Genomic DNA, 14,247 nt, shown 5'->3' on the forward strand with positions numbered 1-14,247 from the left:
TAGTTTTCAAAGAACAAAATCTTTTATCGCTCGTAAGCGACTTAATAAATATATCATCAACACATTTTAAAGTCAACACGTTTTTTATTTTTTTACTATAATTATCTTAAAAACAATTTGCGACATTTCATGATGGTATCGGTAGGGTCTTTTAGGATCAAGAAAAAAAGAAGCACACGGATGTATGCTCCTTCTAAATTATTATTCTTCGCCCTCTGGTGTGCTGACATCTTGATTTTCGTCAACAGTAATTACTTCCTCATCACTGTTTTCATTTTCTTGGGCTTCTTCTTCTTTTTCAACCTTTGCGACAGTTGCCACAAATTCGTTTTCGCTTTCCTTCATACTGATAAGCTTGACACCTTGAGTGTTCCGGCCCATTTTAGAAATACCGGCTACATCAATTCGAATGAGGACACCGCCAGTAGTAATAAGCATTAGGTCCTCTTCACCAGTCACGGCTCTCATCGAAACAAGTTCTCCATTTTTCTCGGTAACATGGCAGGTCTTTATTCCTTTACCACCACGTCCTTGGACACGGTATTCAGATGCAGGAGTACGTTTACCGTAACCATTTTTTGTTACAATTAGAACGTCATTATCCTCTTCTAATACTTCCATTCCAACCACTTCATCACCAGAATCAAGTGTAATTCCTTTAACACCTGTAGCCGTTCGTCCCATCGATCTTACGTCAGTCTCAGGGAAGTGAATCAACATTCCATTTTTTGTACCAATAATCATGTGTTTGCTGCTATCGGTCATTCGGACGGAGATTAATTCATCACCCTCACGCAAACTCAAGGCAATTAGACCATTGTTCCGAATATTGGCAAACGATGTTAACGGCGACCGTTTAGAGATCCCCTCTTTTGTTGTAAAGAATAAGGACCAATCATCGACGAATTCTTCGACAGGAATGATGGCGTTAACCCATTCACCTTTTTCAATCCCGAGGAGATTAATAATCGGTATTCCTTTCGCTGTTCGGCTGAATTCTGGTATTTCATAGCCTTTTGAACGATAAACCTTACCTTTGTTCGTAAAGAAGAGAATGGTATCATGTGTCGATGTCGTGATTAAATGTTCGACGAAGTCATCTTCATTTGTTCCCATCCCTTGGATCCCGCGGCCGCCGCGTCTTTGCGCACGATAAGTGGAAACTGGGAGACGCTTAATGTAACCATTATGTGTCAAGGAAATAACGATATTTTCACGAGGAATTAAATCCTCGTCTTCAATATTTTCAATTCCGCCCGTGACAATTTCCGTACGGCGTTTATCATTAAAACGCTCTTTAATTTCTAATAGTTCTTCGCGGATAATTTCAAGAATCTTTTCCTCATCAGCTAAAATGGCCTTTAATTCAGCAATAAGCTTCATGAGACTTTGAAATTCATCCTCAATTTTCTCTCGTTCCAAACCTGTTAAACGCTGTAAACGCATATCAAGAATGGCTTGTGCTTGTTTTTCGGATAGGTTAAATTGTGTCATTAAGCCTTCGCGGGCAATATCAGTTGTCTGCGAGTTTCGAATAAGGGTAATGACTGCATCTAAATTATCGAGTGCAATTCTTAAGCCTTCTAAAATATGAGCACGTGCTTCAGCTTTACGCAATTCAAACTCTGTTCTTCGACGAATGACCACTTTTTGATGGTCTAAATAGTGAACAAGGCATTGCTTAAGGCTTAACACCTTTGGCTGGCCGCCAACAAGGGCTAAGGTGTTGATTCCAAAGCTTGTTTGCAGTGCTGTATGTTTATATAAGTTATTTAAGAGGACATTGGCATTCGCATCTTTACGAACTTCAATCACAATCCGCATCCCTCTGCGGTCAGATTCATCTCTTAAATCAGTGATACCATCAATTTTTTTATCGCGTGCTAACTCGGCAATTTTTTCAATCAATCTAGCTTTATTTACCTGGTAGGGCAGTTCATTAACAATGATAACTTCCTTGCCATTGGATTTTTGTTCAATCTCCACCTTCGCACGGATGGTAATCGAGCCTCTGCCAGTTTCGTATGCTTTTCGAATGCCGCTTCGGCCAATTATTAGTCCTCCGGTTGGAAAATCCGGACCAGGGATAATTTCCATTAACTCCTGCGTCGTCATTTCTGGGTCACGGCTGACAGCTAATACGCCATCAATGACTTCTCCTAGCTGATGCGGCGGAATGTTTGTCGCCATCCCAACAGCAATCCCGGTTGTTCCGTTCACTAAGAGGTTTGGAAACCGTGCAGGCAAAACAGCAGGCTCTCGTTCCTCTCCATCATAGTTATCTTGATAATCAATGGTATCTTTGTTGATATCTCGTAATAATTCCATTGATATTTTAGACATCTTCGATTCTGTATAACGCATCGCAGCTGCTGCATCTCCATCGACAGAGCCGAAGTTTCCATGCCCATCGACGAGCATATATCGATAGTTGAAATCTTGCGCCATCCGGACCATCGTTTCATACACCGCTGAATCACCATGCGGATGATATTTACCAATTACATCTCCAACGATACGGGCTGATTTTTTATACGGTTTATCCGCATGGATGCCAAGATCATGCATCGCATATAGAATACGGCGGTGAACTGGTTTTAGCCCGTCACGAACATCTGGAAGAGCACGAGAAACAATAACACTCATTGCATAGTCAAGGAATGATGTTCTCATCTCCTGGCTAATATTAATCTCTTTAATTTGAGGATTGGGTGTTTCAGTCATATTACATACCTCCCTCCGCTTTTTATATATCTAAATTCTTTACATATTGTGCGTTCGCTTCAATGAAGTTCCGACGCGGTTCTACCTTTTCACCCATTAACATATCAAAGGTTTCGTCTGCTTCGATTGCATCTTCCAGACTAACTAGAAGCATACTTCTATTCGCAGGATCCATCGTTGTTTCCCATAATTGTTCAGGATTCATTTCCCCTAAACCTTTATAACGCTGGATATTCGGCTTAGGTGCAGCTGGCAGCTCTGCAAAAATCCGGTCTAATTCTTTGTCATTATAAGCATACTCCACTCGTTTACCTTGTTGAACCTTATAGAGTGGCGGCTGGGCAATATATATATAACCTGCTTCCAAAATTTTTCTCATATAACGGTAGAAGAACGTTAAGATTAGCGTGCGAATATGGGCGCCGTCAACATCAGCATCTGTCATAATGACAATTTTATGATAACGGGCCTTAGCAATATCAAAATCCTCTCCGATACCTGTTCCAATGGCCGTAATCATCGCCCTAACTTCGTTGTTAGAAAGGATTTTATCCAGACGGGCTTTCTCAACATTAAGAATTTTTCCTTTTAACGGTAAAATCGCTTGAAAATGACGGTCACGCCCTTGTTTCGCTGAACCGCCCGCAGAATCACCCTCAACGATGTACAATTCACTTTCTGATGGATCTTTTGATGAACAATCTGCTAATTTCCCCGGTAAACTGGAAACCTCTAATGCACTTTTCCTTCGGGTTAATTCCCTGGCTTTCTTAGCTGCAAGCCTCGCCCTTGCCGCCATCAAACCTTTATCAATAATTTTCCTGGCAACTGTTGGATTTTCTAACATAAACTTTTCAAACGTGCTGGAAAACACAGTATCTGTAATCGCCCTGACTTCAGAGTTTCCAAGCTTCGTCTTTGTTTGCCCTTCAAATTGCGGGTCAGGATGTTTGATGGAAATAATGGCTGTGATCCCTTCACGAACATCTTCTCCGGAAAGATTGGTGTCATTTTCCTTTATTAGGTTATTTTTCCTAGCATAATCATTAATGACCCTTGTTAAAGCTGTTTTAAAGCCTGATTCATGTGTCCCGCCTTCATAAGTGTGGATATTATTTGCGAAAGAGTAAATGTTATCTGTATAGCCCTCGTTATATTGGAGTGCTACTTCAACACTAATACCGTCCCGCTCACCTTCAATGTAAATCGGTTCATCATGTATAACCTCTTTTGTACGGTTTAAATGTTCTACATACGATTTTATACCACCCTCATAATGGTATTCATTTCGTTTATTTTCAACTCGCTTATCTTCAATCGTGATTTTGATTCCGCGGTTAAGAAATGCAAGCTCACGAAGACGAGTCGCAAGTATGTCATATTCATATACCAATGTTTCAGTGAAAATTTCACCGTCTGGTTTAAAGTGTGTAATCGTCCCCGTTTTGTCGGTCGTTCCAATTACCTCTAATTCCGTAACGACCGCGCCTCGTTCAAATTTGATGAAGTGAATTTTACCATCACGGTGGACATAAACCTCAAGCTCTGTAGAAAGGGCATTAACAACAGAAGCACCAACACCATGGAGTCCGCCGGAAACCTTATAACCGCCGCCGCCAAATTTACCACCAGCGTGAAGAACCGTCATAATGACCTCAACAGCTGGTCTGCCCATCTTTTCTTGAATACCTACCGGAATTCCACGGCCATTATCCTTTACAGTGATACTGTTATCTTCCTCAATAATGACATTGATTTCGTCACAGTAACCTGCGAGTGCCTCGTCAATACTGTTATCAACAATCTCCCAAACAAGATGATGGAGCCCTTTTCCACTTGTCGACCCGATATACATACCAGGTCGTTTTCGAACTGCTTCCAGTCCTTCAAGAACCTGAATTTGATCGGCACCGTATGTTTGTTCCACTGCCTTTTGTTCCATAGTCATACTTGTTCACCTGCACCTTCTGACAAAATAGCTCAATATTTTCATGGTTAAAAACAATTTTATAAAAATTCGTGTATATTCATTTGGTTTGAACGTTTTTTTAATGTTCCAGAAGCAATAGGGGATAAGTAAACTTTGTCATATGTAATTATGACTGATTTAAAGGGGTTTTTGGACAAGTTAATTAATCTTTCCTTATGGTGCTCTAAGAACTCTTCAACCAACGGAGAATTATTCGCACTCTCTTTATCTAATATCGAAATAATGTCTTTCGCCCTAATGTTAAGATCTTCCCCGATGTGAATATACATGATCCACCTCAATTAACTTTCTTCATATCACCGGATTTAACAATAAAGGTTGATGCTTCCTTTAGTGTCTGATGATCAATCCCTTCGACGCTTGTTGTTGTCACAAACGTTTGTACCTTTCCTTGAATGGTATTAAGCAAATGGGATTGCCTGTAATCATCCAATTCCGATAAAACGTCATCAAGGAGCAAAATTGGGTACTCGCCAATTTCATTATAGATTAATTCAATTTCAGCAAGTTTGACGGAAAGGGCGGTTGTTCGCTGCTGCCCCTGTGAACCAAAGGTTTGAACATCCCTTCCATTGACAAAGAACAATAAATCGTCACGATGGGGGCCGAATAGGGTTGTACCGCGTTCTATTTCCCTTGTTCTAACCTTTGCAAACTTCTCTTCAAAGCTTGTTATCATCTTCGACAAATCTTGCTCTTCTAATACCTCAACTGATGGCTTATAGGTAACTTCGAGCGTTTCCAGACCTCTAGAAATTCCTTGATGAATTGGCTGCGCCCAGTTTTCAAGGAGATTAAGAAATTCAAACCGCTTCTTCACAATCTTCACAGCCATTTGAATAAACTGCTCTGTTAAAATTTCGAGCATCGTTTGATCTGTTTGTTTTTTTATCTGCAGCATTTTTAAATAATGATTACGTTGTTGAAGGATTTTGTGATATTGACTCATATCATGTAAATAAATGGGCGATACTTGCCCAATTTCCATATCAATAAATCGTCTTCGCACCTGCGGGCTCCCTTTAACAATGTTAAGGTCTTCAGGAGCAAACATGACCACGTTCAGATTCCCAACATATTGACTTAACTTCTGCTGTTCAATATGGTTGCATTTTGCCTTCTTTCCCTTTTTGGAAATAATTAATTCCAAAGGCAAAGAACCATTTTGTTTTTGAACCCTGCCTTCTATTTTAGCATACTCCTGGTCCCAGCGAATAAGTTCCTTATCATTGGAGGTTCGGTGTGATTTCGCCATCGCTAATACGTAAATGGACTCCATGACATTTGTTTTACCTTGGGCATTTTCACCTAAGATGACATTTACTTTATTTTCAAATTGAACGAATAATTCTTCGTAATTCCGATAATTTTTTAGTGCTAATTTTTCAATATACATAGCAACAAATCCTTTAGCTAGTCGGTTATCACAAACTCTCCAAAGCCAGCAATTTGTACTTTGTCACCGGCACGAAGTTTTCTTCCTCTTCTTTGGTCCTGTTCACCGTTAATAAAAATGTCATGTTCACTTAAAAACCATTTTGCCATTCCGCCAGTTTGAATCACATCAGCCAGCTTCAAAAATTGACCTAATGTAATAAACTCTGTGTCTAGCTTTACTTTTTCAGGCACTATTCTCACCCTCATTTCTAAAAATGGTCCCAATACTTTATTTTACTAAAAAAAACACTAAGATACAAAGGAAATAAAGAAAACTTGCCGAATGGCATGCCCCTAAGGGAAATGCAGAGGCTTAGTTGCACATATGCCTAATAGAAAGGTTAACTTTTCTATCGGCTGAAAAAGAATTATCTTTTATTTAGTAAAGAATGCCGCCAATGAAATGGCGGCATATTTAGGAAGTCTTAAAATTTAGTATGTCCTCACCGGTAAAATAAGCTGTAAAATCGTTTCGTCATGTAGGGGGCGTATTACGAATGGACGCATTGCTCCGGTAAAACTTACCTTAATATCTGATCCTTCAAGTGCTTTTAGAGCATCCATCATGTATTTCGCGCTAAAGGATATCTTTAACTCTTCTCCATCAATCGAACTGCTTTGAATTTCTTCTACTACCTTTCCAACCTCTGGCGTATTTGATGATATTTCGATAATTCCGCCCTCAATGGTTGAAAACTTCACGACATTATTTCTTCCTTCACGTGCCAGTAATGAAGCACGATCTATTGCTTGGAGAAATTCCTTCGTATTCACGATTACATCCGTTTTACTTTCATTTGGAATCAATCTAGATGTATCAGGATAATTTCCTTCTAATAATCTCGAGAAAAATAATAAATGCTTTGCTTTAAATAAAATTTGATTTTCAGTAATCACAATATCAATTAATTCATTTGTATCATCAATAATTTTACTTAATTCATTCAAACTCTTTCCTGGAATAACAACATTATAGCTTTCGAGATTTTCCGTTTCGATTTTTGCCTTTCTTAGTGCAAGTCGATGGCTATCTGTTGCAATACAGGTTAGCACATCATTTTCAATTCTCCAGTTTACACCTGTCAAGATCGGGCGTGTTTCTGAGGTGGACACAGCAAAATGAGTTTGTCTAATCATTGCTTTTAATAAATCTGTCGCAATATGAAATTTATTGTTTTCTTCTATTTGCGGCAGGTGAGGGTATTCCTCAGCATCCAGACCGTTTAAGTTAAACTCTGATTTCCCGGAGCGGATGACAGTTTGCAATGAACCAAGAACCTCAATTTCAACCGAATCAGTAGGCAATTTTTTGACAATTTCACTAAAGAATTTAGCCTGAAGAACGATTGCTCCTGGTTGTTTAATTTCAACAATTTCATCACCGGCATCCTCTTTTGGAATAAAGGATTCAATGGAAATATCGGAGTCACTTCCTGTTAAGGTAACTCCTTCTGTTGTAGCAGCAATTTTGATTCCCGTTAAGATCGGTATAGTTGTTCTTGATGTAACAGCCTTCATAACATCTTGAACACTTTGAACAAGACGGTCCCGTTGGATGATAAATTTCATTGCATTAATCCTCCGTTTTATGCATATTTTTTTTACAGCAACATATAATATTATTTTTTAAAAAAATAGTAGAAGTACTAGTAGGGCTTGTTAGTATGTGGATAACCTGAATTTTCAATAGAAACACAGCCTATCCACATGTGGACAGACTGTGTATAGAATGTAAGCAGTTATTCACAATTCTAACACCTAAAAGCGGCGTGCCGCTCCTTTTCATTAAACCTTTAATAATTCATGCAGTTCCTTCATTTGTTTTTGCAGAGTTGAATCGGATTGAAGGAGTTTAGATATTTTTTCATGGGCATGAATAACCGTTGTATGATCACGTCCACCAAACTCTTCTCCTATTTTAGGCAATGAGTAATCGGTTAATTCGCGCGACAAATACATTGCAATTTGTCGAGGAAAGGCAACTGATTTTGTCCGTTTTTTTGCCTTAAAATCCTCTAGTTTTATACTATAATGCTCTCCTACCACCTTTTGGATCTCATGGATGGTAATGACCTTTGGCTTTGAGCTCGGAATAATATCTTTTAATGCTTCTGCTGCTAGATCTGCATTAATATCTTTATTGATTAAAGAAGAGTAGGCTACCACACGGATTAGCGCACCTTCAAGCTCACGAATGTTTGAATCAATTTGATTAGCAATATAAAGCATAACTTCATTTGGTATATCTAAACCTTCTGCCTTAGCTTTCTTGCGAAGGATGGCGATTCTTGTTTCCAAATCTGGCGGCGTAATATCAGTAATTAAGCCCCATTCAAAGCGTGATCGCAGCCGATCCTCTAATGTGGGAATTTCTCTTGGCGGACGGTCACTTGAGATAATAATTTGTTTGCTTTCTTCATGAAGCGCATTAAATGTATGGAAAAATTCTTCCTGTGTTGATTCTTTTCCTGCTAAAAACTGAATATCATCAATAAGTAAGATATCGACATTTCGATATTTATTACGGAAGTTCTCCGCTTTATTGTCGCGAATTGAGTTAATAAACTCGTTGGTAAATTTTTCAGACGATAAATAGACTACTTTTGCCGCAGGGTTATGATCTAAAACATAATGGCCAATGGCGTGCATCAAGTGGGTTTTCCCCAATCCAACGCCTCCATAAATAAATAGCGGATTGTAGGCTTTTGCAGGTGCTTCTGCTACAGCAAGTGAAGCGGCATGGGCAAACCGGTTGCCTGAACCAATAACAAACGTATCAAATGTATACTTTTGATTTAAAATACCTTGAGGAATTTCCCCATGGTCTTCGTCCCTTTTTACTTTCTTTGGCGGCAGTGCAATATCATTTTCTGACTCATTTTGATTTTGCGGAATAATAAACTTTACAGATAGCTCTTCCCCGGTGATTTCATAGAGAATCCCGGAGATTAACTGAGAATAACGCTCTTCCAGCCAATCACGCGCAAATTCATTTGGAGCGGTGATTACAAGCAGATTGCCTTGAAGGGAATGGGCCTTTGTCGACTTAAGCCATGTGTCAAAGCTAGGCTTGCTTATCTTTTTCTCAATATTGGCTAGCGCTGCATTCCAAAGATCCGCAATATTTTCCAACTAGTATCCCTCCTTTTTGTTTTAGTAAAAATAATTTATCTTAACTAGCACTCGCATTAATTACTGTCTAACCCCAAAAAATATTTGTCTAAAGGTTTATTCTTATTGCAACTAGCTCACCTTTTCGACTAAAGTTCCGTGAAAACATTAGGTCTATACAAGCAGTACAGCCTATTAATTTATAAATATACGAAACAGTGGTTGTGGAAAACGTATAATAAGGAAATAAAGTGGAGTTTCGACAATATCCACCCCTTGTGGACAAGTTTTTACAGAATGTCAGGATAAACTATCCACACGTTATCCACAGTTTGTGGATAATTTCTATACGAGATGGAGTTATTCAGAGTGAAAACACAAATATAATATCAAATAATTGCTTAATGCGCAATGCCTTTTGACAGTTTATCCACAACAGTAACATTATGTGTATAATAATTGTCCACAGGCGGATAACTTGTGCAAAACCTGTCTATATCTTGTGTGGATAATGAAAAAAGTGTCGATTTTTTATCCACAGATGCCGTTTTGAGGATTTTTATAGAAAAAATTGCCTAACGATCGAACTCTCTCCATGAGTATAGAATTTCTGGAAATGTGCTTTTCATGTTCGAAAAAATTGGAAATATGGACAATATAAGAAGAGTAGTTGACAATATCAAGGAGACATCTTTATAATAATTAAGACTGTCATTTAAGTTTAAATTGATAGCTATTCCTCAGGGAGGTGTCATATAATGAAAAGAACGTATCAACCAAATAAACGTAAACACAGTAAAGTTCACGGTTTCCGTAGTCGTATGAGCTCAGCAAACGGAAGAAAGGTTCTAGCTCGTCGTCGTCAAAAGGGAAGAAAAGTATTATCAGCTTAGACCACTGAAGCGTCAGTGGTCTTTTTTCACATTTAGAGTGGAAGCTTCTTTTTAGAGGCGTATGGCCGCTAGACGAGAAAGCTAGATATTTATCAAAGTTTAAAAAGGAGTTTTTTTATGAAAAAAGAATTCCGAATTAAAAAAAATAAAGAGTTCCAGGAGGCATTCCAGAAAGGTCATTCCTTTGCTAACCGCCAATTTGTTATCTATTCATTGAAAAAAGAGGGACAGGACTTTTTTCGCATCGGCCTGTCTGTCAGTAAAAAGATTGGAAATGCTGTTACCAGAAACAGAATCAAGAGGTATGTAAGGCAATCCATTCTTGAATTATATGATCAGGTATCTCAAGGGAATGATTATGTGATTATTGCCAGGAAGCCAACAGCCGAAATGGACTTTTTTGAGGTAAAAAAAAGTTTAACCCATGTCCTTAAGGTTGGAAAGGTATTAAAGAAGAACTAATTTTACGGATTTATTCAAAATAAAGCGGTGTAATAAAGACATTTGAGTTGAAAAAATGATAAAATATTTTTGAAATAATAAGAAAAGCGGAAGCGCGAAGATTACTAGCCGCTGGGCGCTGGAAATTTCTCAAAGTCAAAATTTATCCTTTCTAATTTTTTTAAAAAGAAATATTTTACATAAAAGTTGAACGACACTCTTTTTATTTTATATTTTATATTTGGCGGGGAGGAAAAGTTGGTTGAAAAAACGAATATTACTTTCGTTCGGTATGCTTTCTGTGTTCTTGTTTTTAACAGGGTGCAGTGAAATTAAGAAGCCGATTACTTCAGAGAGTACAGGTTTTTGGAATGAATACATTGTTTATCCTTTATCTTGGCTGATTAAAGAAGGAGCGCATGTGCTCGGAGGAAGCTATGGTTTATCGCTTATTGTCGTGACCCTTTTAATCAGGCTTGTTCTGTTGCCGTTAATGATTAAGCAGACAAAAAGCTCCAAGGCCATGCAGGCCCTGCAGCCGGAAATGAAAGCACTTAAAGAAAAATACAGCTCAAAGGATCAAAAGACACAGCAAAAGCTTCAGCAAGAAACAATGGCCCTTTTTTCAAAGCATGGCGTCAATCCAATGGCAGGCTGTTTTCCACTACTTATTCAAATGCCGATTTTAATTGGTTTTTATCATGCGATTTCAAGAACTAGAGAAATTGCCCAAGATAGCTTCTTATGGTTTGACCTTGGTGAAAAAGATCCATATTACATCCTGCCAATTATTGCTGGTATCACTACCTTTATCCAGCAAAAATTGATGATGGCAGGACAGGAACAAAATCCGCAAATGGCAATGATGCTTTGGATGATGCCGATCATGATTGTCGTCTTTGCTTTCAATTTCCCTGCAGCCCTTTCATTATACTGGGTTATCGGAAATATCTTTATGATTGCACAAACCTATTTTATTAAAGGACCGGATTTAAAGGCGCAGGCCACCGGTAATGCGGGAGGAGCAAAAAAGTGAAACAGGTAACTGCTACAGGACAAACTGTCGAAAAAGCAGTAGAATCAGCTTTAGCTCAATTACAGACCACCAAAGACCGCACAGATGTTGATATCATTGATGAAGGTAAAAAAGGAATTTTCGGGATTTTCGGTTCACGTCCAGCTGTTGTGAAAGTAACATTGATCATTGATCCAATTGAAGAAGCAAAGAAATTCCTCAGTCATGTAAGTGAACAAATGGATGCACCAGCGGAAATAGAAATCAAACGTGAAGGCAAACAGGTTTACTTTGTGATGACCGGAGAAAAGATTGCCCTATTAATTGGTAAGCGAGGTCAAACGCTAAATTCATTACAATATTTGGCCCAGCTGGTAATTAATCGCTTTTCTAATCAATACTTAACCGTAATTTTGGACGCTGAAGATTACCGAAACAGAAGAAGTGAAACGCTTATTCAATTAGCTCATCGACTTGCCGCGAAGGCTGTCAAGTCTGGAAAAGATGTAGCGTTAGAACCTATGCCTTCTTATGAGCGTAAAGTCATTCATACCGCTTTATCCGAGAACAAACGTGTAAAGACATTTTCTGATGGATCGGAACCACATCGATTTATTGTGATTACTCCAGTGAAAAGATAATTAAAATGACATCCTATCCTTAGATAGGGTGTTTTTTTTACTCCTTTTTTAAGAGATATAAAAGTATCAATTTATACTTTGAGAATTGTCCAGGATTCATAAAAATATGCCTCGGAAGCGATACCTCGAAGAAGGAAAAGCGTTAGCTTTTTCAAGGAGTGTACAACGGCTAGTAGACTTTGCTAATCGGGGGTTTTTTTTTTCTAAAAAAGCTGTTGATAACTTTTATTTCAAGATTTCACGCTTTATTGTTATTCACATGTGGATAAGTTAAAATAATAAATAGGCTTTTTGGATTGTGGATAAAGTGAAACTTCAATAAGTGAGGGTATTATTGCCTGGTAATCGGGGATAAAGTACAGATCCTTTTTTAACAGAAATTCATGTGGTATTCTACTATTTTGGAGAAAAAATCAATTTTTTATATAGTATTTGTCATTTTTAATATGTGAGGTGAGGAAAATGGAATTTGATACAATTGCGGCGATCTCGACACCGATGGGAGAGGGAGCTATTGCAATTGTTCGTTTGAGTGGTGATGATGCCATTCAAATAGCAGACAAGCTCTTTAAGAGTATCGGTGGAAAAAGACTTACTGAAGTGGCCAGCCATACGATTCACTACGGGCATCTTCTTGATCCAAAAAGTGATGAAGTGGTAGAAGAGGTAATGGTCTCGGTCATGAAAGCGCCAAAAACCTTTACAAAAGAGGATGTAGTGGAGATTAATTGTCACGGCGGGATTGTCTCCGTGAATCGCGTGCTGCAGCATGTATTAAAAAACGGGGCAAGATTAGCGGAACCGGGCGAATTTACGAAACGGGCCTTTTTAAATGGACGGATTGATTTATCTCAGGCAGAAGCGGTTATGGATTTAATCAGAGCGAAAACAGACCGGGCGATGAACGTCGCGCTTGGTCAAATGGAAGGACGTTTATCCAAGCTGATTAGAAAACTGCGGCAGGAGATTTTAGAAGTTCTCGCCCATGTCGAAGTGAATATCGATTATCCAGAATATGATGATGTCGAGGAAATGACCCATAAGATGCTCCTTGAAAAGGCTCACTTTGTTCAGGAAGAAATTAAAAAACTGTTACAAACTTCAGAGCAGGGGAAAATTTTACGAGAGGGACTATCTACTGTAATTGTGGGACGGCCAAATGTAGGTAAGTCATCGTTATTAAATAGTCTTGTTCATGAAAATAAGGCGATTGTTACCGACATTCCCGGGACAACACGTGATGTCATTGAGGAATATGTCAATGTCCGCGGTGTGCCGCTAAGACTGTTAGACACGGCAGGTATCAGGGAAACAGAGGATATCGTGGAACGGATTGGGGTTGAACGTTCTCGTCAAGTGTTAAAAGAAGCTGATTTAATTTTGCTTGTGTTGAATTACTCAGACCAGTTAACTGTTGAGGATGAAAATCTCTTTGAGGTTGTTAAAGGGATGGATGTCATTGTCATTGTCAATAAAACTGACCTGCCGCAGCAAATTAATATGGAACGGGTTAATGAACTTGCTAAAGAGCATAAACTTGTTACCACCTCATTGCTCGAAGACCTTGGAGTTGATGAGCTCGAAGAGGCAATTGCTTCATTATTCTTTGCCGGATCAATTGATACAGGGGATATGACATATGTTTCAAACAGCCGTCACATTGCCTTATTAAATCAAAGCCTTCATACGATTGAGGAAGCAATTCAAGGGGTGGAAATGGGAACCCCGATTGATATCGTGCAAATAGATTTAACAAGAACATGGGAAATGCTTGGTGAAATCATTGGTGACAGTGTCCATGAAAGTCTTATTGATCAGTTATTCTCACAGTTCTGTTTAGGAAAATAGAAAAGCGGTTGGATATTAGGTTTTTCTGACACTAGAGCGGATAATATTAAGGAATAAAGCTCATCAAAGAGGTTGGCAGGAGCCTGTTCCGGTGTAAAAAGTGAGAAAAAGATACCTAATAGGCTGTATAGGAGCCTGTTCAAGTAT

General features: G+C 38.6%; 12 protein-coding genes. 5 read left to right on the top strand and 7 right to left on the bottom strand.

Features of this window, described 5'->3' with window-relative positions; genetic code table 11:
* Nucleotides 1–201: 201 nt before the first annotated feature.
* The 7 genes from gyrA to dnaA form a co-directional block, all read right to left on the bottom strand.
* Nucleotides 202–2,724 carry a DNA gyrase subunit A gene (gene gyrA / locus V7150_RS07015; protein ID WP_335515419.1) on the bottom strand — a complete coding sequence of 841 codons (2,523 nt, stop codon included), beginning with the start codon at nt 2,722–2,724 and terminating at the stop codon, nt 202–204.
* 22 nt (nt 2,725–2,746) lie between these two features.
* Entirely contained in the window at nt 2,747–4,666 is a 1,920-nt protein-coding gene (gene gyrB, locus V7150_RS07020) for a DNA topoisomerase (ATP-hydrolyzing) subunit B (RefSeq protein ID WP_335515735.1), read from the bottom strand.
* A gap of 65 nt (nt 4,667–4,731) precedes the next feature.
* Nucleotides 4,732–4,983, bottom strand: a complete 252-nt coding sequence (gene remB, locus V7150_RS07025; RefSeq protein ID WP_335515423.1) for an extracellular matrix regulator RemB — start codon at nt 4,981–4,983, stop codon at nt 4,732–4,734.
* Nucleotides 4,984–4,991: 8 nt separating this feature from the next.
* Nucleotides 4,992–6,110, bottom strand: a complete 1,119-nt coding sequence (gene recF / locus V7150_RS07030) for a DNA replication/repair protein RecF (protein WP_335515425.1) — start codon at nt 6,108–6,110, stop codon at nt 4,992–4,994.
* Between the two features lie 17 nt (nt 6,111–6,127).
* A complete protein-coding gene (yaaA, locus tag V7150_RS07035) occupies nt 6,128–6,343 on the bottom strand; it encodes a S4 domain-containing protein YaaA (RefSeq protein ID WP_335515429.1) in 216 nt (71 codons plus the stop codon).
* Nucleotides 6,344–6,583: 240 nt separating this feature from the next.
* Nucleotides 6,584–7,720, bottom strand: coding sequence for a DNA polymerase III subunit beta (gene dnaN / locus V7150_RS07040; RefSeq protein WP_335515432.1), 1,137 nt, complete (start codon nt 7,718–7,720; stop codon nt 6,584–6,586).
* A 216-nt stretch (nt 7,721–7,936) separates the two neighbouring features.
* Nucleotides 7,937–9,283 (bottom strand): chromosomal replication initiator protein DnaA, encoded by a 1,347-nt coding sequence (dnaA, locus tag V7150_RS07045; RefSeq protein ID WP_335515434.1) that lies wholly within the window; start codon nt 9,281–9,283, stop codon nt 7,937–7,939.
* Between the two features lie 737 nt (nt 9,284–10,020).
* On the opposite strand from dnaA, the gene rpmH reads away from it, so the two are divergent.
* The 5 genes from rpmH to mnmE all read left to right on the top strand — a co-directional run bounded on the left by rpmH (nt 10,021) and on the right by mnmE (nt 14,100).
* Nucleotides 10,021–10,155 (top strand): 50S ribosomal protein L34, encoded by a 135-nt coding sequence (gene rpmH, locus V7150_RS07050; RefSeq protein WP_063255153.1) that lies wholly within the window; start codon nt 10,021–10,023, stop codon nt 10,153–10,155.
* 117 nt (nt 10,156–10,272) lie between these two features.
* The gene (gene rnpA / locus V7150_RS07055) at nt 10,273–10,617 is read left to right on the top strand and encodes a ribonuclease P protein component (RefSeq protein WP_335515437.1); all 345 of its coding nucleotides are present in this window, start codon (nt 10,273–10,275) and stop codon (nt 10,615–10,617) included.
* A gap of 241 nt (nt 10,618–10,858) precedes the next feature.
* On the top strand, nt 10,859–11,632 hold the full coding sequence (spoIIIJ, locus tag V7150_RS07060; protein ID WP_335515440.1) for a YidC family membrane integrase SpoIIIJ: 774 nt from the start codon (nt 10,859–10,861) through the stop codon (nt 11,630–11,632).
* Nucleotides 11,629–12,252 carry an RNA-binding cell elongation regulator Jag/EloR gene (gene jag / locus V7150_RS07065; protein ID WP_335515442.1) on the top strand — a complete coding sequence of 208 codons (624 nt, stop codon included), beginning with the start codon at nt 11,629–11,631 and terminating at the stop codon, nt 12,250–12,252. The genes spoIIIJ and jag overlap by 4 nt, the downstream gene beginning before the upstream one ends.
* 462 nt (nt 12,253–12,714) lie before the next feature.
* On the top strand, nt 12,715–14,100 hold the full coding sequence (gene mnmE, locus V7150_RS07070) for a tRNA uridine-5-carboxymethylaminomethyl(34) synthesis GTPase MnmE (RefSeq protein ID WP_335515445.1): 1,386 nt from the start codon (nt 12,715–12,717) through the stop codon (nt 14,098–14,100).
* Nucleotides 14,101–14,247: the final 147 nt, after the last annotated feature.

Source organism: Neobacillus drentensis (genome assembly GCF_036965245.1).
GTDB lineage: Bacteria > Bacillota > Bacilli > Bacillales > Cytobacillaceae > Neobacillus > Neobacillus drentensis_G.

What these genes read in the sequence shown, in the direction of transcription:
- rnpA (WP_335515437.1), top strand. Translation starts at nt 10,273, where the DNA reads ATGAAAAAAGAATTCCGAATTAAAAAAAATAAAGAGTTCCAGGAGGCA.
- rpmH (WP_063255153.1), top strand. Translation starts at nt 10,021, where the DNA reads ATGAAAAGAACGTATCAACCAAATAAACGTAAACACAGTAAAGTTCAC.
- dnaN (WP_335515432.1), bottom strand. Translation starts at nt 7,720, where the DNA reads ATGAAATTTATCATCCAACGGGACCGTCTTGTTCAAAGTGTTCAAGAT.
- recF (WP_335515425.1), bottom strand. Translation starts at nt 6,110, where the DNA reads ATGTATATTGAAAAATTAGCACTAAAAAATTATCGGAATTACGAAGAA.
- remB (WP_335515423.1), bottom strand. Translation starts at nt 4,983, where the DNA reads ATGTATATTCACATCGGGGAAGATCTTAACATTAGGGCGAAAGACATT.
- mnmE (WP_335515445.1), top strand. Translation starts at nt 12,715, where the DNA reads ATGGAATTTGATACAATTGCGGCGATCTCGACACCGATGGGAGAGGGA.
- gyrB (WP_335515735.1), bottom strand. Translation starts at nt 4,666, where the DNA reads ATGGAACAAAAGGCAGTGGAACAAACATACGGTGCCGATCAAATTCAG.
- gyrA (WP_335515419.1), bottom strand. Translation starts at nt 2,724, where the DNA reads ATGACTGAAACACCCAATCCTCAAATTAAAGAGATTAATATTAGCCAG.